Origin of the sequence: Paraburkholderia lebeckiae, assembly GCF_050436225.1 — a bacterium.
Taxonomy (GTDB): Bacteria; Pseudomonadota; Gammaproteobacteria; order Burkholderiales; family Burkholderiaceae; genus Paraburkholderia; species Paraburkholderia tuberum.
Genome location: NZ_JBNDLU010000002.1, coordinates 2,014,557 through 2,035,096, shown reverse-complemented (window position 1 = coordinate 2,035,096; position 20,540 = coordinate 2,014,557). Strand labels below are relative to the sequence as shown.

Annotated in this window: 17 protein-coding genes and 1 pseudogene; 6 read left to right on the top strand and 12 right to left on the bottom strand. The window is 65.7% G+C overall.

The window, feature by feature from the left end; translation table 11 throughout:
- Positions 1-102: 102 nt before the first annotated feature.
- From OKW45_RS23995 to OKW45_RS23975, 5 genes are read right to left on the bottom strand one after another with little or no spacing between them, the layout of a single operon-like run.
- Entirely contained in the window at positions 103-2,751 is a 2,649-nt protein-coding gene (locus OKW45_RS23995) for a glycosyl hydrolase 2 galactose-binding domain-containing protein (RefSeq protein WP_429471529.1), read from the bottom strand.
- Positions 2,752-2,808: 57 nt separating this feature from the next.
- Positions 2,809-3,882, bottom strand: a complete 1,074-nt coding sequence (locus tag OKW45_RS23990) for a DUF1839 family protein (protein WP_429471527.1) — start codon at positions 3,880-3,882, stop codon at positions 2,809-2,811.
- A complete protein-coding gene (locus OKW45_RS23985; RefSeq protein WP_429471525.1) occupies positions 3,879-4,946 on the bottom strand; it encodes an amino acid--[acyl-carrier-protein] ligase in 1,068 nt (355 codons plus the stop codon). The genes OKW45_RS23990 and OKW45_RS23985 overlap by 4 nt, the downstream gene beginning before the upstream one ends.
- Positions 4,947-6,254, bottom strand: a complete 1,308-nt coding sequence (locus OKW45_RS23980; RefSeq protein ID WP_429471523.1) for an acyl-CoA dehydrogenase family protein — start codon at positions 6,252-6,254, stop codon at positions 4,947-4,949.
- Complete coding sequence (locus tag OKW45_RS23975; protein WP_429471521.1) at positions 6,251-6,502, bottom strand: acyl carrier protein; 252 nt, start codon at positions 6,500-6,502, stop codon at positions 6,251-6,253. The genes OKW45_RS23980 and OKW45_RS23975 overlap by 4 nt, the downstream gene beginning before the upstream one ends.
- A gap of 368 nt (positions 6,503-6,870) precedes the next feature.
- Here OKW45_RS23975 and OKW45_RS23970 point away from each other — a divergent pair, with 368 nt between their 5' ends.
- Positions 6,871-7,404 carry a GNAT family N-acetyltransferase gene (locus OKW45_RS23970; protein ID WP_429471519.1) on the top strand — a complete coding sequence of 178 codons (534 nt, stop codon included), beginning with the start codon at positions 6,871-6,873 and terminating at the stop codon, positions 7,402-7,404.
- A 98-nt stretch (positions 7,405-7,502) separates the two neighbouring features.
- On the opposite strand, the gene OKW45_RS23965 is transcribed toward OKW45_RS23970, so the two are convergent.
- Positions 7,503-8,972 (bottom strand): oligosaccharide flippase family protein, encoded by a 1,470-nt coding sequence (locus tag OKW45_RS23965; RefSeq protein WP_429471517.1) that lies wholly within the window; start codon positions 8,970-8,972, stop codon positions 7,503-7,505.
- A gap of 470 nt (positions 8,973-9,442) precedes the next feature.
- Between OKW45_RS23965 and OKW45_RS23960 the strand changes: the two genes are divergently transcribed.
- The 5 genes and pseudogenes from OKW45_RS23960 (at position 9,443) to OKW45_RS23940 (ending at position 15,185) form a co-directional block, all read left to right on the top strand.
- Positions 9,443-11,305, top strand: a complete 1,863-nt coding sequence (locus tag OKW45_RS23960) for an alpha/beta fold hydrolase (protein ID WP_429471515.1) — start codon at positions 9,443-9,445, stop codon at positions 11,303-11,305.
- Positions 11,306-11,443: 138 nt separating this feature from the next.
- Positions 11,444-12,640 carry a mannose-1-phosphate guanylyltransferase gene (locus tag OKW45_RS23955; protein ID WP_429471513.1) on the top strand — a complete coding sequence of 399 codons (1,197 nt, stop codon included), beginning with the start codon at positions 11,444-11,446 and terminating at the stop codon, positions 12,638-12,640.
- A pseudogene (locus OKW45_RS23950) lies at positions 12,537-12,861 on the top strand (flavin reductase family protein). Before OKW45_RS23955 ends, OKW45_RS23950 begins: the two are co-directional and overlap by 104 nt.
- A 374-nt stretch (positions 12,862-13,235) precedes the next feature.
- Positions 13,236-13,955, top strand: a complete 720-nt coding sequence (locus OKW45_RS23945; protein ID WP_429471511.1) for a FadR/GntR family transcriptional regulator — start codon at positions 13,236-13,238, stop codon at positions 13,953-13,955.
- Between the two features lie 183 nt (positions 13,956-14,138).
- A complete protein-coding gene (locus OKW45_RS23940; protein WP_429471509.1) occupies positions 14,139-15,185 on the top strand; it encodes a Gfo/Idh/MocA family protein in 1,047 nt (348 codons plus the stop codon).
- A 34-nt stretch (positions 15,186-15,219) separates the two neighbouring features.
- Here OKW45_RS23940 and OKW45_RS23935 read toward each other — a convergent pair whose 3' ends face one another.
- The 6 genes from OKW45_RS23935 to OKW45_RS23910 form a co-directional block, all read right to left on the bottom strand.
- Positions 15,220-15,879, bottom strand: a complete 660-nt coding sequence (locus OKW45_RS23935) for an amino acid ABC transporter permease (RefSeq protein ID WP_018418228.1) — start codon at positions 15,877-15,879, stop codon at positions 15,220-15,222.
- 195 nt (positions 15,880-16,074) lie between these two features.
- On the bottom strand, positions 16,075-16,869 hold the full coding sequence (locus OKW45_RS23930; RefSeq protein WP_018418227.1) for a cystine ABC transporter substrate-binding protein: 795 nt from the start codon (positions 16,867-16,869) through the stop codon (positions 16,075-16,077).
- A 108-nt stretch (positions 16,870-16,977) separates the two neighbouring features.
- Positions 16,978-18,000 (bottom strand): quinone-dependent dihydroorotate dehydrogenase, encoded by a 1,023-nt coding sequence (locus OKW45_RS23925; protein WP_429471507.1) that lies wholly within the window; start codon positions 17,998-18,000, stop codon positions 16,978-16,980.
- Positions 18,001-18,126: 126 nt separating this feature from the next.
- Positions 18,127-18,984, bottom strand: coding sequence for an arginyltransferase (locus OKW45_RS23920; RefSeq protein WP_429471505.1), 858 nt, complete (start codon positions 18,982-18,984; stop codon positions 18,127-18,129).
- A 101-nt stretch (positions 18,985-19,085) separates the two neighbouring features.
- A complete protein-coding gene (gene aat / locus OKW45_RS23915) occupies positions 19,086-19,823 on the bottom strand; it encodes a leucyl/phenylalanyl-tRNA--protein transferase (protein WP_429471503.1) in 738 nt (245 codons plus the stop codon).
- Between the two features lie 9 nt (positions 19,824-19,832).
- Positions 19,833-20,378: an NUDIX hydrolase gene (locus tag OKW45_RS23910; protein ID WP_018418223.1), complete on the bottom strand. Its 546-nt coding sequence runs from the start codon at positions 20,376-20,378 to the stop codon at positions 19,833-19,835.
- Positions 20,379-20,540: the final 162 nt, after the last annotated feature.

The following is a 20,540-nucleotide window of genomic DNA, read 5'->3' as shown; positions in this document are numbered from 1 at the left end:
GTCGCGTTCGAGCCAACAGTGATCGAGCCGGGCAGACAGTTCGAGACCTGCGAAGCGAGCTTGGTGGCGCTTCGCGTGTGTGCGACTAGTTCGGAATGCCCACTAGCCGTAGAAGATGGCGGATAGCGCATTGATCGCGCGGACTTCCCCCTGGGGTGCCCCGCATGTTTCATCCGCTTTAAAGGCCGCGTTTGATGCGGGAGCAACGAGTTCTTGCGGCGATGCCGCGAAGGCGGTCGGCAGCAGCGGTTCGAGCGCATGCAGCGGCACGATACAGCGCCGGTTCGGCGCGAGATGGAACCAGTCGCGCGCCGCGCGATAACGGGGGTCAATGATATGAACGAAGCGCGCAAAGCGCTTCGTTTCGATCGCAAGCTGCCAGCCGCTGCCGTCGCCTCGACGTTCGACCTCGACGGTCATACCGAGGTCATCATGCGCGTGCACGCTACGCTCGGGCAGATGAAACGCTTCGGACACGATCTCGCCACTAGCGGCATCGTAGAGCGTTGCAATCGTGACATCGTGCGCGCGTGGGCCGAAGCGGTACGCATGCGTGAAATCGAAGAACCGGCCCAGATGCGCGGCCGCACTGATGCGTTGCAGGCTGCGCGGGGCGAGAGTCAGCGCGCGTCGCGCGGTCGTGACCTTCACGCTGCCATCGCGCAGACAGACCAGTTCGAGTTCGCCGCAAAACGTTTGCGCGCGCTCGTTGATCAGATGGATATCGAGGCCGTTCAGGCCTTCGTCGGTGAGCGTGATCTGCAACGGCTGCAGTGTGTGCGCGAAGCCGTGCAGCGCGCTTTTCGGCCGCCCTGTTGCGTCGATCACGCCCCAGCCCGCGCCTGCGCGCAGATCCTGCAATTGCCAAACGAGGCCGCCGCCGCACGACGAGCCCGCGCGCCGCCACTCGGCGAACACATCGCCGATCAGCTCCGCAACCACCGCGCGCGACAGATCCAGATAACGCGCCGCATCTTCATAGCGCAAGCGCGCCGGCTCGACGCCGTAAAGCGCCTGCAGATAATGATCGCGCACGTCGTCGAAATCCCAGCCTGCGCCAGGATCGCGCGGCACGGCGGCTTTCCAGCGCGGATCGTGCGTGTGGATCGTGCCGAGCGCGTCGTGCAGCGTCGCCTCGTCGGGCACGTTGGCGAATGCCAGGCATTCGGCCGCGAAGCGCACCTGCGCGCGGCGCACGTCGGCGAGCGGGCGCTGATACGCGCCGACGCCGTAGTAGTGCGTGACGCCCTCGTTGGTCGAAAACGGCCACGCGCCGCCCGATGGCGAATTGCTGACATAGGGCACGTCCTCGCGTTCGCGCGCGACGAGCGCGGGCAGCAGCTCGGTAAACAACGCTTGCGCGCGCCGCGCCGCGGGCAGTCCGAACATCGCCGCCTGCTGGTCGACCTCGCTGCCGCCGCACAGCACCGCGAGCGAGGCAAAGCGACGCGTGCGGCTCAGGAACTGGCTCGCTTCGCGCTCGATCAGTGCGCTGAACGCTGCATCGTTCGGGTAGTCGAAGTTCGCCAGCGCGAAGTCCTGCCAGATCAGCAGGCCGTACTCGTCGGCGAGTGCATAAAACAGATCGGACTCATAGAGCATCGTGCCGCCGACGCGCAGCATGTTCATGCCAGCGGCGCGCGCGAGCTCGAACGTATGGCGCAATTGCGTATCGGTGCCTGCTAGCGTGACGAGGTCGGCGCTGGTCCAGCACGCGCCGCGACAGAATACGGGCACTTCATTCACGCGCAAGGCGAATCCCGCAGCATCGGCGCCGCGGTCCACTTCGATACGACGAAAGCCGATCGAGCCCAGAGACTGAGAGATCACGCTGCCGTCGACGAGCTGCAACGTCAGAGGATATAAAGTGGGCTCTCCATGCGTATGCGGCCACCAGCGTTTCGCGTGGGGCACGCGCACGTCGCCGGTGAGTGTATATGCATCGTGCCATTGCAAGGACGAAACATGGTCGCCGCAAAAAAGTGTCGCGCGGCAGGCCGCGACGTCGTGGGGACGTACGAAACGTAACGTCAACGAAACAACCCCATCCTCTTGCTCGAGCCGGCTAGTCAGATCAATCGTGTCGAATGCGTGCGGCGCGTCGCCGAGCATTTCGATCGGACGCCACGGGCCGACCGTCTGAATCGACGGACACCAGCCGGGCATATGGCCGAGCAGCGTGGTGCGCACGCTGCGAAGCGTCGGCGGCGACACGAGCCGCGGCCGCCAGCGCGCACGCGAGCGTTTGGCCGCCAACGCTGGCGTCAGTGAGCGAAAGCACAGCACGAGCGTCGCGCGGCCATCCAGTTCGATATCCAGATCATGGGCGATGAACATCGATGCGGAATCGAGCCGCTTCACATCGTCGAGCCACACTTGCGCAAGCGTCGCGAGTCCATGAAAACGCAAGCGGCGCCGCCCCGTACCGATCAGCGTGACGCGATACCAGTGATCGTCGAAAGCGAGCGGTGGCGGGTGATCGACATCGAGCAGACCGGCGGCGAGCCGCGCGCTCGCGACGGTGCCGGGCACCTGCGCGGCGAGCCAGCCTTGCGCGGGCAGATCGGCCGGCGACTCATAGGCGTGCGGCGGGGTGCTCAGACAGGCCCAGCCGGTGTCGAGCCGTTGCGGCCATAGCGAGGGCGCGGCGCGGGCAGTGCCCGCATCATGCGCTTGCGCGATCGCGCCGGCCGCGCGCGCACGGCCAGCATCGCTCTCGTCAGCGGGCGGATCGAGTGTCGATACATCCACGGTCAATTCCCGGAAAAACCGCGCGGCACGAAGTGCGCGCAACAACGCATCGCCGTACTAGCGCACCAGAGCGGCCAGCGGTGGCAGCGTTTTTTCGTAAGCGCTTTCAAGCGCGTCGAAGCAGTCTTCGCAGGTATCGCGACGGCCGCGCGCGATCGCGCGAATGAGCCGGAACTGCATCACCATCGACTCCGACGCGATGCGTTGCGCGGCGGCCGGTATCGTCGGCGGGATCTCGAAGCCTTGTGCGAACAGCCACTGCAGATACTTCGACAGGAACTCGAAGTTCGCGCCGAGCTGCCGCATCAGATTGAACGAGTACAGATGGAAGTACGCCTCGTCGCGCTCGAACAGCGTATCGAGATGCGCGGGAAACGCGGCACGCCATTGCGATATCGGATTGATCAGCGGACGCCGCTCCAGATGCGCGCACAGCAGTTCCGCCGACGCCTCCGCGAGCGCGGTGCCTTCGAGCGCGGGCCGCGCCTGCTTGGCGAACTCGACGTATGGAAACAGCAGATCGGGCTGCGCGGTGAAGTGCGGCAGCTTGCGAAACACGCCGTCGTAGTCGTCGCCCTCGAGCCGGTGGTAGCCGGTGTTGTGGAAATAGCCGAGGTGGCGCGCGGCGGTGTCGACGAAGTCGATGCCGATCGTGGTCTTCGGATGCTCGCGGCGATACGAGGTCGCGCGCGTATCGGGGAGGTAGTAGCCGTCGACCTCGACGAGCACGGTATGTCCGCGCAGCGTCTGCGCGAGCACGCGCTCTTCGAGCGAGTCGTAGATCGCGAGCTCCTGCACCTGGGTGCCATACAGACGTTCGAGATCATCGAGCGGAAACTTGAAGAACGTGAACTGATCGCCTTCGAAATCCTGCGTGACCGTGAACGCGAGCGCCGCGCGCGGATCGAGCCCGAAGCCGTGCAGCAGCTCGATCCACAGATCGACATAGCAGTTGGTCTCCTGCCACACGCGTTCGCCCTGATGCAGCGCGTGCGCTACGTGCTCGCGCAACTGCGTGCCGGCACCGGGCACCGCGTGGGTCTGCTGATGCGTCGGCAGATCGCCTGCGCGTCGCGGCAGCGACGAGTTGGCGAGCGCGCCGGTAAGCGCCGAAGTCGGCGATGGATTCATGCGCGCTCCCCGGCGACGGTCGCCGTTTGCGTAGATTGCGCCGCCTGCAGCGCATCCGCGACGCGCGTCTCGGTATCGCCCCACAGCAGCGCGCGCACCTCGTCGGGCCACGCGTCGACGTCGAGACCATGATGACGGAACAGCGCGAGCGTGATGCGTTCCATGCCGAAGCCCACACAACCTGTATGCGCGGTCGTGCCGTCTTCGCAGGCGATCTTCCAGATCGCGCCGAAGTGGTCCATGTGATAGTTGAACGACAGGCAGGCCGTCTTGCCGCGCGGATCGGCGACCGCGATCAGCAACTCGAACTTGAGCGCTTGCGCGCGCTGACTATCGGCGACGATCTTGCCGCCGCGGCCGAAGAACGGATCGTTCGCGAGATCGACTTCGACCGGCAAGCCTAGCAGCTTCACAAGCAGCGAGCCGCGCTCGATCCACATCTGGCGGAACGCCATCACCTGCTCGGGGCTGCCGAGACGCACGTATTCCCGTTGACGGAACATCTGCATGCGGCCCGGATCGAGCGACGGCTCATGACGGAAGCAGTACGACAGCACGTCGACGGTGCGGCCGTCGGCGGGCAGCGCGCCGCGCCGCGCCATCACCGGATAGATCGGATAGCAGGCGGCCGGCGTCAGCACGACGCGCGTCGGTTTCTGTTGCGCGAGCCACGCGTCGCCGCGGTCGTCGTCGCGGTCGGCCATCGCATCGTCGAGCGCGCGCAGCAGACGGTGGTGGCCCATGTCGTCGCCGCAAAACGAATGGATGGTGCCCGCGAGATTCGGAAAGCTCTTCAGGTATTCGCTATCCTCGAAGTCGGTGCGGCGCATCGCGGGCGGAAAACGCAATACTTCGGCTTGCTGATCTTTACCCAGCTGCGTAATCGCGAGGTTCAGCCGCTCGATCACGTCCTCGAAAACCTGGCTGCGGCCATACAGTCCGTTTTCACCAGTATCGATCAGCAGGCCGGCGGCCAGCATCTCGTCGCGCAGCGTGAGCGAAGGCCCCACGTCCGCGGCGGCGGCGGCCGCGGCGACAGCGGCGGTATCGGTCATCAGCTTCATTCACGGTCTCCCCGGCGCGGCAGGACGTTGCGCGAGCAGCAGACTCGCGGTGTTCTGCGCGATACGGTCGTTATTGATCATCAAGGGCGCCGAGTGCAGGTCGCGCAGATGGCGGCCGACGCTATAGGGCGTGCCGTTCTTGTAGCCCGCCATGCCGCAGATCATCAGCACTTCCTGTACGACCTGCAGCGCGGTGGTCGAAATGCTGGTCTTCAGCGTATTCATGTCCGACGCGAAACCGAGCATCGCCGCGAGCGGGGCGTCCGCCTGGGTCGCGCCCTCGCGTGCCTGATGCGCGGCGCGCGCGGCCTCCAGCGCGACCGCTAGACGCGCCTGCATCATCTGCAGTAGCCCGACCGCTTCGGCGAGCCGCAGGCCCGCCGGCGGCATCGTGCCGGGCTTCGCGCGCGCCTGCGCGCGGAAGAACGCTTTCGCGCGATTGACCGCGTCGACGGCGATGCCGGTCCATACCGACGCCCACAGCGTGTGCGACACGGGCAGCATGGTCTGATCGGCGATGTCGGCGAACGGCGTCGCGAGGATCTGTTCGGTCAGTCCCGTCGCGACGAGCCGGAAGCCCTCGCTGCAGGTGCCGCGCATGCCCATCGCGTCCCAGCCGCCGCGCCGCTCGAGCTGCGTATCGGCGCGCAGCGCGACGATCAGCACCTGGTCGGACGCGGCCGCGTCGGCGGTGCGCCGCGCGGTCACGAGGATGCCGTCGGCATGCGCGCCGTACGAGATCGTCGGTGCGAGCTTCTCGATCCGAAAACGCGCGCCATCGAGCTCCACCGAGCACGCGCTCGTGCGCATGTTGCCGCCGATCGTCTCTTCCGACGTCGCCGACGCGAGCAGCCATTGCTGCTCGGCCAGTTGTGCAAGCAGGCTCGCTTGCCAGGCGGAGGCGCCGCGATGAGAGTCGATGCACGCGACCTGGATCTGATGCATCGCATAGATCATCGCGGTCGATGCGCAGCCCTGCGCGAGCGTTTCGGAGATCGCACCGATATCGGCAAGCGACAGGCCCGCGCCGCCGAAAGCGGTCGGCACCATCGCCGACAGCAAACGCTCGGCCTTGAGTGCGTCGAACGCCTCGACCGGAAAGCGCGCCTCGCGGTCCACGGCGTCCGCGTACTGCGAGGCGATCGCCGCGCAACGATGCGCTGCAGCACGCCATTCAGGACCGGTATCGAGCGCGGTCAGCGCCCCGGTGGCAGCGCCCTGGCCATCGCCGGTCCGTGCGTTAGTAGTCGAGTTCGAGGCCGCCCCTGAGGCCGCTGCGGCGGCCTGACCCAGCAGCGGCGCACTCATGCTGCCGCCTTGGCCCGCTGCAACTCCGTCATCGCGGTGGCCATCGAGTCGATGCTCGAGAACAGGCGGCGCGTCAGCATACGGTCAGGAATTTCGACGTTGAATTCGTCTTCCATGGCAAGCATCAGATGCACGGTCGCGAGCGATGAGAGTCCGGCAGCATAGAGGTCGGCGTCGTCGGCGAGGTTTTCCACCGGGACATCCAGGCGTGCGGATTCAGAAAGGATGCGTCTCAATGCAGTCTTCATGCAGTGCTCCCCTTATGGTCAAAGGTCTGCCGATGGATGCCGAGGTCGAATGACGTCGGCACCTGATTGTCGTGTGTAGTTACGTGCGGAGCGAAGACCGCGGCGTGCGTTCGCGATGGTGCAGTGCGGTGTTGCAGGCGGGCCTGCGTGAAGCCATCTGCGATACCGGGCGAACGTGGCAAGGCTGCGCTTCGTTGCCTCGTATTAAAGATTCGTCAACCCCGAGCGTCAGTGCGATGGCGTACGGAAGCACATCTTTCGCGCACGTTACCGTGTAGTCGATGATGAGGGACCGTCATGGATCGGCCTGCCGTCGCGCACGGCAGGCATCGCCGGACCCGCCGAAAATTTTGAGAGCCGGGGGCGTGATGAACTGGAAAACGCTGGAGTTCGATCAGCTATCTGCACGTGAGTTGTATGTCGTGCTGCGTGCTCGCAGTGCGGTATTCGTCGTCGAGCAGTCGCATGTGTGCCTCGACGCGGACGGTCGCGACGAGCAGGCCTTGCATGTGTTCGCGGTCGAAGACATGGCGCGGCCAATGCCGGTGCTCGCCTACGCGCGGGTGCAGCCCGGCGATTCCGAAGATCCGGAAGTGATGATCGACAAGGTGCTGACGAGTCCGCTGCGGCGCGGCGACGGCACCGCCGAGATGCTGATCGAGCGTGTGCTCGAAGCGGTCGCCCAACGCTGGCCGGGCCGCGCCACGCGCGTGAGCGCACCGCTTGGCTTGCGCGGGTTCTACGAGCAGTTCGGCTTTCGCAAGACGGAGGGACCGTACCTCGAACACGGTATGCCGTTCATCGGTCTCACGCGTCAGGTGCGCGGCGCTCAGGCGCGCTTCGGTCCGAGGCGCCGCGAGCGCGACGGCGCATCGTTCGTCAATACGTTCGAACTGTTGTGATGCCGCGTTGGCTGGGTACGTGTTTTCAGCCTTGGCATCCAGGTCCACCGACCGTGAACGAGCGGTGGACCGGCGTCATTGATTGCGCGCGCCGGGACTCAGCCTTGTGCCCGTCCGGACGACGGCGCGCAACGTAGCCAGAGCCTGTACAGCGCGTCGCGCAACTCGCTTGACCCGCGCAGCGACATGCCGAAGTTCGCCGCGCTCAACGCGAGCGCGACGACGATCGCCAGCAGCAACGCGCTGATCGAATCCGCGAGCGCGAGCGCGGCGAGCAGAAACGCGAGATGCGCGAGCATGTTGCGCACGATCGTCCATGCATGCAGCCGTGAGAAGGCGAGCAACACCGAGTAATCGAGCAGCGCCTTCAGCACGACGACGAGCGCCGCGCCCATGATGCCGAACCAGTGGATGCCGCACCATAACGCGCCGGTAAAGAACGGCAACTGAAGCCAGCTGACGCTTGCCACTGCCCCGGGATGGGTCTGCGCCTGCAACAGGCTGCCGAGGATGCTCGACTGGCCGCTCAGCCACACGCCGAGGATCAGCACGCTCGCGACCGGCGCCGCGGCGGCGAGCTGCGGTCCGAGCCACAGCAGCAAAAACGGCTTCAGGGCGAACAGCGCGATGATCATGCATGGCGTAAATGCTCCATTGAGAAACGCGAGCGCGTTGTGCGCGAGCGCATCCGCATCCTCGCGCGACGCCGCCGACAGTCGCGGAAACAGGGTGCGCACGATCGCGAGCGGCAGCAGGTTCAATCGATTGATCAGGTTTTGCGGCGTCGCGTAGTAAGTGACGAAGCGCGCGCCGAGCAGTCCGCCGATGAACACGCGGTCGAGCGTCGACGCGATCATGTTGGCGCCGGAAAACATCAACAGCCAGCGGCCGTTGCGGAACAGCCCGATCATCAAGCGCCATTGCGGCATCCGCATACGGCGAATGCCGAGCGCGCGAATGGCGGCCACGCCCAGCATCAGGCCGCCGACGAAACGCGCGATCACGGCGGCTGGTATCGCGATCGCCAGTGACGGCGAAAAGCAGAGGACCGCCGCGATCGGCAGCAGCTGGAACAGCGCGGTGCCGAGCGTCTGGTTGATGTTGTAGCTCGTGAAGCACTCGACGCCGGTAATCGCGCCCGCGAACACCCAGGTCACGTTCGCGATCGGCACAGCGACCGCGATCCACGGCAGGCTCGCCAACACTTCATGCTGGAACGTCGGCCCGATTTTCACGCCGTAGGTGATGTAGACAATGGCTCCGGCATAGATCAGCGCGCCGCCGATGATGCCGGTACCGAGATTCATGAACCACGCACTCCAGAAGATCGGTTCGATCGAATCATCGCTGGCCGCGCGAGCCTTGGCGATCTGGTTTTCGGTCGCCAGACTGGTGCCCAGATCTAGGACGCTGAAGTAGCCGATCAGCGCCCACACCAGATTGATCACCCCGTAACGCTCGGCGCCCAGCAGATGAATGTAGATGGGCACCGTCACGAGGGAAACGAAGGTCGGCGCGACCGCGCCGGCAAAGTTGATGAAGATGTTCCTGACGATGCTTCGTTCCATGTTCCATTGCCGGGCCGGTGAGAAGGGGCCGCGCGGACATACGCGGCGGCATCAACGCGTCACAGGTCTTGCATCTTGCCCCCGGGCGCCGCGTGACTGTGTGGGTGGCCGTACAGATAGCCGCGATCGGGAGGGGTTAAATGGCAAAGGTTATAGGGTAGCGCGGTGGTTAGCCACGAGCCGGCCGCGCGCACCGCATTGCGGAGCACGCCTGAGCGTGCCCGCGCCGTCTCCATCACGTCATGCTCGCGGCACGCTGCACGCAGTCGCGGGCATCGACTACAGCGCATGACCGACGCGATCCGCCGCACGTCGGTCCATGGGCGGGGCCTGCTGCACTGCACAGCACGCTCATCGATACACACGCCAGCGCAGCGCGATTCGGAGCCCAAACCAATGTGGCGCGACGCACATATGCGCGAGAGCACCTTTGTTGTAATCACTTGAAAAGGAAGAGTAAGGAGCGGACTGTGAGACCCATCGTCTTCGACGGCAAATTCGGCTGGTTGCATCCAGCCAACGGCCCGGATGGCGTTGTGATGTGTTCCCCGTTTGGCTACGACACGCTGTGCACGTATCGCGGCATGCGCCGGCTCGCTGAGCACCTCGCCGCGCGCGGCATGCCGGTGCTGCGCTTCGACTACCCGGCGACCGGCGATTCAGCCGGCGATCCGACCGACGCCGGCCTGTGGCGCGCATGGATCGACAGCGTCAAGCAGGCGGTCGCGCAGCTGCGCGAGGCGACCGGCATCGAGCGTGTCAGCGTGTGCGGTCTGCGTCTCGGCGGCATGCTGGCCGCGCTTGCCGCGCAGGAACTTGGCGATGTGCACGGTCTCGTGCTGATGTCGCCGGTGCTGTCGGGCAAGACTTACCAGCGCGAATTGCGCGCGCATTACCGGCAGTGGTTGAACGATCCAGCCGCGATGGATTGCGTGGTCGAGCCCGATACCGACGAGTTCGTCGAAGCGTATGGCTTCCGCATGTATCGCGACACACTGCAAAGCCTGCACGCGGCGGATCTGTATCGCGCGACGAGGCGGCCGGCCGCGCGCGTGCTGCTGCTCGATTCACTCAACCCGGTGCGCGCCGGTGCGCTTGCCGCGCATTACAGCGAACATGGCGTTGAGCTCGAGCGTCATCCGTTCGACGAATACAGCCGCTTCATGATGGAACCGCTCGAAAGCGAAATACCGCACGCCGCGTTCGAGACCATCGAGAACTGGCTGCTGGCGGGGAGCGCGCGAACGGCTCAAACGGTGGCGCGCGTGCCCTCGCGAGGCGAGGAGCCGGCGGGCGGTCACTATGTCGCGCCAAGGCTGCACGAGACGCCGGTGTGGCTGAACGACGGCAAGGTGTTCGGCATCTACTGCCGGCCCGACGGCGCCGCGGCGGCGCGCGCGCCGGCGGTGCTGCTGCTCAATACCGGCGCGGTCTCGCGGATCGGCAATGGGCGTTTCGGCGTGCATTTCGCGCGGCGTCTCGCACGCCAGGGGATCGCGTCGCTGCGCATCGACGTAGGTGGTGTCGGCGACAGCATGCCGTCGTGCGACACGTTGAGCCTCGACGCGCTGTACTCTCAGTCGAGTGTCGGCGACGCCGCGTGCGCATCGCGCTGGCTTGCCGCGCGCGGTCATGCTGGCGCGATGCTGCTCGGCATCTGCTCGGGCGCCTACACCGGCCTGCATGCGGCGACGCGCGAAGCGGCGGTGGTGGGCGCGGTGATCGTCAACGTGCAGAAGTTCAGATGGCATAACGTCTGCGACGAACACGGCAAGCCGATGATCCCGGTGTCCGCGTTCGGTTCGACGCGCAACTACATGCGCTCGATGAAGCAGCCGGGCAAATGGCTGCGCGTGCTCAAGGGCGAGACGGGCGGCTGGGGCCTCGTGCGCGAGCTGGTGGTACGCCAGCTCGCGCGGACCGGCGAAACGCTGGCCGACCGGATCGAGCAACTGTGCGGCCTCGAATTCGGCGCGCGCGACGAGCGGCATCTGTTCGTGAACCTCGAAGCACGGGGCGTCGACACGCACCTGGTGTTCGGTGTGCTGGACGAAGGCGTCGAGGAGCTCGAGCGCTACTTCGGCGTGCGCGGCGCGCGGCTCGCGCGCTTCACGCGCATTCACGTGGCCTTCTGCAAGCACACCGATCACGCGATCCTGTCGTCGGTGGCGCAGGAAAACATCATGTCGTACGTCGAGAACGTCTATCGCGGCGGCTTCACGAAGCTGCGTCAGCCCGACAGCGCGGCGCTCGACGGCGAGCTGCACAGGCAGCACCCGGAGCACGATGAACATCGCGCCGCGGGGGCGTTGCGTCCGTTCGGAGAAGCATAGGGAGCACGCGCGGATAGACCGGGCCGCCCAGGCCGCAGTGTGTGTCGCGCGCATACGACCGAACGCGCTTGCGACCACGAGGCACTTGCTGGCGTCATGCCGGCCCGTGAACAGGATCTGGATTCGACAGGATCGCAAATGAATCGAATAGTAGAGCCAGGTTATCCGCTCGCGCCGCAGGCTGGGACCGCCGCCGCGCTGCGCGAACTGACCGTGCAACCGGTGATTCTTGCGAGCGGCTCCGGTACGAGGCTGTGGCCGCTGTCGCGCGAACGCAATCCGAAGCAGCGGAGCGGGCTGATGGGCGACCAGTCGCCGCTCGAAGCGACGCTGCGCCGGCTCGACGACGCTTTCGACCCGGCCGCGCCCGACGCGACCCGCACCACGCCGCCCGCCGTGCCGCTGGTGGTCTGCTGCGAGGAACTGCGGCTGCCGACGCTCGGGCGCGTCGAGCAGTACCGCAAGCCGGTGCGCATACTGCTCGAACCGATGGCGCGCAACACCGCTCCGGCGCTGACTGTCGCGGCGCTCGCCGCGCGCGCGTCGGTCGCGGCCGGCGACGATCCGATCCTGGTCGCGCTGCCCGCCGATCATCCGATCGCCGATCAAGCGGCGTTCGGCGCGGCGCTCAACGAAGCGCTCGCGCATGCTTCGCGGGGCGCGATCGTCACGCTCGGCGTGCCGCCGCAGCGCGCGGCGACCGGCTACAGCTATATCCGCACCGCCGCGGCCTTGGGAAACCGGGGCGCGCGGACGATCGAGCGCTTCGTCGAGAAGCCCGATGCCGAGCTGGCCGAGCGCTACTTCGCGTCGGGCGAGTACTGGTGGAACAGTGGTATGTACGTGGTGCGCGCGTCGGTGTGGCTCGACGCGATCGGCCTGTGCCGTCCGCTGACCGCGGCGGCCTGCAAGGAGGCATTCGCAGGCGCGAGCATCGACGATGCCGGCGTGCTGCATCTCGCGCGCGACGCGTTCGCCGCGTGTCCGTCCGACTCAGTCGACTATGCGGTGATGGAGCGCATGGGCACCGACGCGCGTCTCGTCGGCGTGACGGTGCCGCTCGACGCGGGCTGGTCGGACACCGGCGCCAGGGACTCGGTGTGGGACGCGTCGAGCAAGGACGGCGACCAGCGCTTCCTGCTGTCGGAGAATCAGTCGACGTTGATTCCGCCGGGCGTCAGGCATCGGCTCGAAAATGCTGGCAAGACGCCGCTGAAAATCATCGAGGCGCATTCGGGCGGCGATCCTGGCGAAGACGACATCGTGCGCTTCGACGATCGGTATCGCCGCGAGCCCGGGAGCGCCCGCGCGCGCCACGGCAGCTCAGACGGATAAGCCCGCCGATGAAGCGCCGTCGCCGTCATTCGACGAGCGGTGCTTTCGTCATGCGCTCGGGCGCTTCGCCGCGCGCGTGGTGGACCGCCATCCGTGCGGCGACCATACGTTGTTCGTCGGCGAGGTGCTGGTGTTCTCGCTCGACGAGCGCGCCGCTGCTGTTCTTCGGCGGCCGCTATGCGTCGGTCGCGGCGAGCGTGTCGAACGAAGACTCGGCGTGATGCGGCGTCCGCGCGCCGCGGACCCACCTGCGCCGCTTGCGCTTCGCACGACATCTATGTTCGCCGGAACACGCAGGCGTCCGACCACGTCCGTGCAAATCAGACAATTTCATCACGCCAACGTGCGAATGCGCACAATTTAAACCCCACAACGCAGGCACGCTTTGACGAGCGAGCTTTGTGCCTGGCGAAACAGATGGCGTTACACGAACGAAACAAATCTTCAGAGGGATAACCCTGTCAGGAAGTGTCCCACTGGCGCATCCGTTTCGAAGCTTGCAACGTATCGAAAAACGATCCTATTTGCATAACAGATACGTACGGGCCCTTCATCAACAGGCCACGCGGGGTCAACACCGCTTCGGGGATATGTCATGGAACACGCAAACAAGGATCGCTCGTTGGTGAGCAAAGTCATGGACGGGCTCGTCAGCGGCATCGTCGAAGAGAAATACGGCGCGATTCTGCCGCCGCAGGATGTGCTGTCGAAGGAATTCGATGTGAGCCGCACCGTGATGCGCGAGGCGCTATCGATGCTGCTCGCGCGCGACATGCTCGACGTGCGGCCGAAGATCGGCACGCGCATCCGGCCGATGAGCGACTGGCGCATGATCGACGAGGACGTCGTCAATTGGCGTTTCCGCGCGAAGCCCGATCCGATGTTTCTGCGTGACGTGATCGAGTTTCGCATCCTGATCGAACCGCGCGCGTCGGCGCAGGCGGCCGCGCGCGGCAGTGCCGCGGACGTCGCGGGGATTCGCGAGGCGTTCGAGGCGTTTCGCATGATCCGTCCGGGCGAGGCCGGCTATCAGGAAGCCGACGAGCTGTTCCATACGCGCATCGTGATCGCGAGCGGCAACCAGTTCTTTAAGCAGATGGCGGCGATCATTCGCGGCGCGCTGTCGACCCTCAATCCGATCGTGCACGACCGGGAAGGGCTGTGGGAGAGTGCGATCGCATCGCATCAGCGCGTCATCGAAGCGATCGAGCGGCGCGATCCGAAGGAGGCCGAGATCGCTGCGCTCGCGATGATCGATTACGCGGCCGAGGAGATCGGCGGGCGGTTTTCATCGGAGCCGCCAGCGCGGGTTTGAGCGTGATTGCGAGCGCGGGCTGAGCGTATCTGTGAACGTCCGGCGGGAGCGGCGGGGTGGGGTGTCGAAGGTCGGTGCGCGGCAGTGATTCCGCATGGTTCGATTGGCCGGGTTCGCCGCGTTCGCAAGCGGCATCGGTGACAATAGCGGCTGCTCCGAACCGCATGGACCTTTGCACACACGATGACAGATACGACAGCGGCACCGCACGCAGCCACCGCCCAACCGACCGATCGGGCAGCGCAGGACACCACTTCATCGCGCGAGATCCGCTGGGCGATCGTCGGCACCGGCCGGATTGCGCGCCGCTTCGCGCAAGGGCTCGCTTTCGTGCCGCGGACGCGGCTCGCGGCGCTGTGGTCGCGTCGCGTGGAACCGGCCCAGGCGTTCGCCGATGAATTCGGCGGCGCCGTCTGCGACAGTTTCGACACTCTGCTCGCGAGCGGCGTCGACGCGCTCTATATCGCGACGCTGCAGGACAGTCACGCCGACTATGCGATCGCCGCATTGCAAGCCGGGCTGCACGTGCTGTGCGAGAAACCCGCGTGTATCAATCGTCCGCAGCTCGAGCGCGTGCTCGACACCGCGCGCGCTTCGCAACGGCTCTTCATGGAAGCGATGAAGCCGCCGTTCTATCCGCTCTACAGAAGGTTGCGCGAGCACCTCGCGGCCGAGCCGATCGGCGAGGTCGGGCTCGTGCGCGCGGGCTGCTCGGTGCCGGCAGTGCCGGCCGATCATCCGTCGCTGTCGTTCGATCATGCGGGCGGCGCGCTGCTCGATATCGGCATCTACGAGATGTTTCTCGCGGTCGACTGGCTCGGCGCGCCACGCGACGTGCAGACCTTCGGCCGGCTTGGCGCGACCGGCGTCGATACGTTCGCGAGTCTGAACAGCCAGCACGAGCGCGGCGGCATCGCGCAACTATTCTGCGGGCTCGATCTGCATGGCAAGGGCGATGCGCTGCTGATGGCCCAAGGCGGTCACGTGACGCTGCACGAGCCGTGGTGGAACCCGTCGCGCGCGACGATCCGTTATGCGGATGGCCGCGTCGTCGAACTCGACGAACCGTTCGAAGGCGGCGGCTTGAACTACGAGACCGCGCACTTTTGCGAGCTGATTCGCGCGGGTGTGCTGGAGAGTCCGCTGATGCCGCACAATACGTCGCGACAGATGATCGCGATGGCCGACGCGGCGCGCGCGGCGTTGGGGCTCAAGTTCGCTGGGGAATGAGCCGCTGGGGGCAACGAAAAGGAGTGGGCGGCGCTCAGTGCCGCGTCGGCAGCGACAGCCGCCGCTCGTACCAGCGCTGCGCCCACTCGAGCACCTGACACAGCACCCAGTACACGGCCGCGGCCGCAAGATAAAGCGGCAGCGGCTGGTAGGTCGACGCGATGATTTCCTGCGCGCTGCGCAGCAGCTCGGTCACCGTGATGACGGACACGAGCGAGGTGTCCTTGATCAGGCTGATCAGGCTGTTCGACAGACTCGGCACCGCGATGCGCAGCGCCTGCGGCGCGATCACGTAGCGCAGCGTCTGACGCCGCGACAGCCCGAGGCTGTACGAGGCGAGCCACTGGCCCTGGTGGATGCCCAGAATCGCGCCGCGCATGCTCTCGGACAGATACGCGGCGACGTTCGCCGACAGCGCGATCACGCCGGCCGGCGTCGGATCGAGCGAAATGCCGAAGCTCGGCAGACCGTAATAAATCACGAAGATCTGCACGAGCAGCGGCGTGCCGCGCATCACGCTCACATAGACGCGCGCGATCCAGTTCAGCGGACGGCTGTGGCTGATGCCCATCAGCGCGAGCACGGCGCCGCCGATCAGGCCGAAGATCATCGACAGGACCGCGAACTTGATCGTCAGCAGCGCGCCTTGTGCGAGCACCGGCAGCGATTGGAGCAGCAGGGATGTGATGGACATGGGCAGTGTTCTTATTGACGCACAAAGCGCACATCATAAACTTTGGCGCGCGTTCAGGCGCGGGCCGCGCGATGCGGCTTGGGGTATACGCGGCGCGCGGTTCGGCTCCCGCGGCTCCCGCAGCTCGCATGGGCCGCAAAAAGCGCGAAGGGCGGCATCGTGATCGATGCCGCCCTTCGTTCGACTCCACGCGTGTTACTTGATCGGCTTGCTGACGTCGATGCCGAACCACTTGTCCGAGATCTTTGTGAAGGTGCCGTCCGCTTCGAGCTGGGTCATCGCGTCGTCGATCGCCTGCGCGAACTTCGGGTTGCCCTTTCTGAACGGAATGCCCGACGGGTTGCCCGGGCCGACGTTCGCGCCGGTGCGCAGCGGCAGGTTCGAGTTCTTCAGCAGGTACGCGAGCATCAGACGGTCGTTCAACGCCGCGTCGAGCCGGCCGGCGGCCAGATCACGCAGGTATTCGGGTGCGCCCGGGTAGGTCTTCACGTCGATGCCCGGCACTGCCTTCGCCATGTCCATGTAGTTCGTGCCGAGACCGACGCCGAGCTTCTTGCCCTTCAGGTCTTCGAGCGAGGTGAACTGGCGCGTGTCGTTCTTGCGCTGGATCAGTTGCGCCGCCGAGTACGTGTACGCCGGCGAGAAGTCGAGCGTCTGCTTGCGCGCGTCGGTGATGCCGACCTGGTTGACGATCACATCGAACTTGCCCGCCTGCAGACCGGCTATGATGCCGCTCCACTCGGTTGTGACGAACTCGGGCTTCACGCCGAGTTTGGCTGCGACCGCCTTGGCGATGTCGACGTCATAGCCGACCAGCTCGCCCGACGGCGCTTTCGAGTTGAACGGCGGGAAGGTCCCTTCGAGACCGATGCGCAGCGTGCCGCGCTGCTTGACCTGGTCGAGCAGGTCTTCCGCGTGCGCGGTAATGGCGGTCAGCGACGCGCCGATCAGCGCGGTGGCGAGGAGCTTTTTCAGCAGGCCAAATTTCATCGTGTTCCTTTTTGTACGTCTGACGTTTTGACGGTCGAGAGCATAGCAAACGAGCCTATCGCAACCTAAATATCGTTTGTTTATGTCTATATGCGACGGCGCGGATGCCTAGCGCAACGCCTGCGCGCATTCGGCGACGAGCGCCGGACCTCGGTAGATGAAACCAGTATAAAGCTGCACCAACGACGCGCCGGCCGCGAGCTTCGCGCGCGCATCGTCGCCCGAGAAAATGCCGCCGACGCCGATGATCGGCACCGCCTCGCCGACTTCGGCGCGCAGCTTGCGGATCACCTGGTTCGACGCGTCGAACACCGGCTTGCCCGACAGGCCGCCGGCTTCGTCAGCATGCTGCATGCCGGCGACGGCGGTGCGCGACAGCGTAGTGTTGGTCGCGATGACGCCTTCGAATTTGTGGCGCAGCAACGTGTCGGCGATCGACTTGACCTGCTCGTCGTCGAGGTCGGGCGCGATCTTCAGCGCGAGCGGCACGAGCTTGCCGTGCAGGTCGGCGAGTCTTTGCTGCTTGTCCTTCAGCGCGGCGAGCAGCGCGTCGAGTTCGTCGGCGCCCTGCAGCTGGCGCAGGTTCTTCGTATTCGGCGACGAGATATTGACCGTCACGTAGCTCGCGAACGGGTACACGCGCTCGAGGCAGTACAGGTAGTCTTCAGCGGCGCGCTCGATCGGCGTGTCGGCGTTCTTGCCGATATTAAGACCGAGGATGCCGCGATAGCGCGCGGCCTGGACGTTCTTCACGAACTGGTCGACGCCGGCGTTGTTAAAGCCCATCCGGTTGATTACCGCGTTCGCCTGCGGCAGCCGGAACATGCGCGGACGCGGATTGCCCGGCTGCGCGCGCGGCGTCACGGTGCCCACTTCGATGAAGCCGAAGCCGAGCGCCGCCAGACCGTCGATGTACGCGCCGTCTTTGTCGAGGCCCGCCGCGAGTCCGACCGGGTTTTGGAACGTCAGGCCCATCACGGTGCGCGGCGAATTCGGCACGCGCGCCGCGAGCGCGCCGGCGAGGCCGGTGCGACCGGCGGCGCCGAGCATGCGTAAAGTCAGATGGTGAGCGTCTTCCGCGTCCATGCGAAAGAGTTGGGCGCGAACGAGCGGATAAAGGAAACTGAGCACGAGATGAAGCCGGACGGCCGGAAAATGGGAACCCGCTATTTTACCGGCTTTGGGCTGTGATGAGACCGGTGGGGCGTTGCCCGCGACAAGCAGGACCCGGCAACGACTCGGCGGACGGCGCCTCGACTACGGCCTGAGCGGCCCGCGTCGTCCATGCATCGCGAAATCGACCGGCGGCAGGTCGATGCTGGCCGGATCGAGCACGCGCCACGCGCCGTCGATCAAGCCTTCGAGCGGCCGGAAATTCGCCTTGTACGCCATTTTCGGGCTTTCGCGAATCCAGTAGCCGAGATACACGTACGGCAGGTTCAGGCTGCGCGCCTGCTCGATCTGCCAGAAGATGTTGTATGTGCCGAAGCTCGCGTGCGGCAGGCTCGGCTCGAAGAACGTGTACACCGACGACAACCCGTCGCCGAGGATATCGATCATGCTGATCATGCGCAGCGTGCCCCGCGCGTCAGGTCGCCCGTCAGGTCGCGCGTCAGGCCGCCCATCAGGCCATAGCGGCGCCGGCTCGCGAAACTCGACGAGCCGCGAGTTGATCCGGCTTTGCAGCAGGAACTGCTCGTACTGGTCGCGGCTGTCGCGATCCATGCCGCCGCCCGCGTGGCGCGCCGACTGGTAGCGCATATACAGCGCGTAATGCTCCTCGTCGTAGTGCAGCGGCGCGACGGTCGCGATCAGGTTGCCGTGCTTTCTCCATACACGCCGCTGCGTGCGGTTCGGTTGAAAACGCTCGACCGGCACGCGCACTGGCACGCACGCGCGGCAGCCGTCGCAATACGGGCGATACGTGAACACGCCCGAGCGCCGGAAGCCCGCCTTGACGAGGTCGGTGTAGACGTCCGAATTGATCAGGTGACTGGGTGTGGCGACCTGGGAGCGCGCGATGCGGCCGTCCAGGTAACTGCAGGGATAGGGCGCCGTTGCATAAAATTGCAGCGCGGAAAGTGGGGAAAGAGGCAGCTCGTTGGGATGAGTCACGTTGGCAGCTCTCGAAGCGTCTCTGGTAATGCAAACCCGGCGCGCATGGCGGTTGATGCCGCTATTCGATGGGCGCCGGACCCGGATTCGGCCTGATTTTCCTACACCGTGCGCGCAAGGATATCGAGCAGGGCGGTCTTGTCGAATCGCCACGGGATGGCCGGTGCGCCGACAGACGCGCGAACATGCGCGACGAACGCCTTGCGCGCTATCTCGCGGCCGCCGAGCGACGCCAGATGCGACGTATTCTGCTGGCAGTCTATCATTTCTATTTCGTGACGTCGCAAGTGGCCGACCAGCGCGGCCAGCGCCATTTTCGAGCCGTCGGTGACGTCGGTATACATCGATTCGCCGAAGAACATCCGCCCTAGCGACACGCCATACAACCCCGCTACACGCTCGCCCCCGAGCCAGGTTTCGATGCTGTGCGCGTCGCCCAGGCGGTGCAGCGACGAATAGGCCTCGACGACGTCGGCGGTGATCCACGTGCCGCGCTGACCGTGGCGCGGCGCCTGTGCGCAGGCGCGCATCACGGCGGCGAAATCGTGATCGACGCGGATTTCCCACGCGTCGTCGCGCAACACGCGCTTGAGCGTCTTGCGCAGCGATGGCGACACCTTGAACTCGGCGGGGCGCAGGATCATGCGCGGATCGGGGCTCCACCACAACACCGGCTGGCCGTCCGAATACCACGGGAAGATGCCGCGCCGATACGCGTCGATGAGACGCGACGGCAGCAGATCGCCGCTTGCCGCCAGCAGACCGGGCGCGCCGCTCGCGGCGCCGAGCGCGCGCTCGACGGGCGGAAACGGGTCGTCAGCTCCGAGCCAGGGAACCATGCGCGCCGCTCAGCCTTCGCGCAGGGAGCGGAAGATGTCGCCGGTATGCAGGCCGAAACTGCCGGCCGCGCGGTCGGCGAAAAAAAAGCGCAGCGTCTGGCCGACGGTCGGAAACGCGATCTCGTCCCACGGAATCTCGTGCTCGTCAAACAGCTTCACTTCGAGGCTTTCCTCGCCGGCGACGACGTCGAGATCGAGCAGCCGCGCCATGTAGAACAGATGCACCTGATGCACGTGCGGCACATTCAGCAGCGAAAACAGATTCTGCACCTCGACGCGGGCGCCGGCTTCCTCGAGCGTTTCGCGCGAGGCGGCTTCGGCCGTCGTTTCTCCCATTTCCATGAAGCCGGCGGGCAGTGTCCAGTAACCGTAGCGCGGCTCGATCGCGCGACGGCACAGCAGAACCTTGTCGTCCCACACCGGAACGGTGCCGACCACGTTACGCGGATTCTGATAATGCACGGTGCCGCAGCTGCCGCATACGAAGCGCTCGCGATTGTCGCCCGGCGGAATGCTCAGACTGACGCCGTGGCCGCAGACAGAACAGAATTTCATTGGAAAGGGGACGAGAAAGGGTGATAGGAGTTTATCACCGGGGCGGGGGATTACTGAGGCGCCGACAGGGCCTGCGCGAGACGACGTCCAAGGCGGCAAGCGCCGTCGCGTCTGACATTGATTGACAGTCGATTTTTGGATGCGCTGATAGCATCGGTTCTG

Coding starts and splice junctions, on each gene's coding strand:
- OKW45_RS23990 (WP_429471527.1), bottom strand. CDS start 3,882: ATGAATCCATCGCCGACTTCGGCGCTTACCGGCGCGCTCGCCAACTCG.
- OKW45_RS23985 (WP_429471525.1), bottom strand. CDS start 4,946: ATGAAGCTGATGACCGATACCGCCGCTGTCGCCGCGGCCGCCGCCGCC.
- OKW45_RS23980 (WP_429471523.1), bottom strand. CDS start 6,254: ATGAGTGCGCCGCTGCTGGGTCAGGCCGCCGCAGCGGCCTCAGGGGCG.
- OKW45_RS23975 (WP_429471521.1), bottom strand. CDS start 6,502: ATGAAGACTGCATTGAGACGCATCCTTTCTGAATCCGCACGCCTGGAT.
- OKW45_RS23970 (WP_429471519.1), top strand. CDS start 6,871: ATGAACTGGAAAACGCTGGAGTTCGATCAGCTATCTGCACGTGAGTTG.
- OKW45_RS23965 (WP_429471517.1), bottom strand. CDS start 8,972: ATGGAACGAAGCATCGTCAGGAACATCTTCATCAACTTTGCCGGCGCG.
- OKW45_RS23955 (WP_429471513.1), top strand. CDS start 11,444: ATGAATCGAATAGTAGAGCCAGGTTATCCGCTCGCGCCGCAGGCTGGG.
- OKW45_RS23945 (WP_429471511.1), top strand. CDS start 13,236: ATGGAACACGCAAACAAGGATCGCTCGTTGGTGAGCAAAGTCATGGAC.
- OKW45_RS23940 (WP_429471509.1), top strand. CDS start 14,139: ATGACAGATACGACAGCGGCACCGCACGCAGCCACCGCCCAACCGACC.
- OKW45_RS23935 (WP_018418228.1), bottom strand. CDS start 15,879: ATGTCCATCACATCCCTGCTGCTCCAATCGCTGCCGGTGCTCGCACAA.
- OKW45_RS23930 (WP_018418227.1), bottom strand. CDS start 16,869: ATGAAATTTGGCCTGCTGAAAAAGCTCCTCGCCACCGCGCTGATCGGC.
- aat (WP_429471503.1), bottom strand. CDS start 19,823: ATGGTTCCCTGGCTCGGAGCTGACGACCCGTTTCCGCCCGTCGAGCGC.
- OKW45_RS23910 (WP_018418223.1), bottom strand. CDS start 20,378: ATGAAATTCTGTTCTGTCTGCGGCCACGGCGTCAGTCTGAGCATTCCG.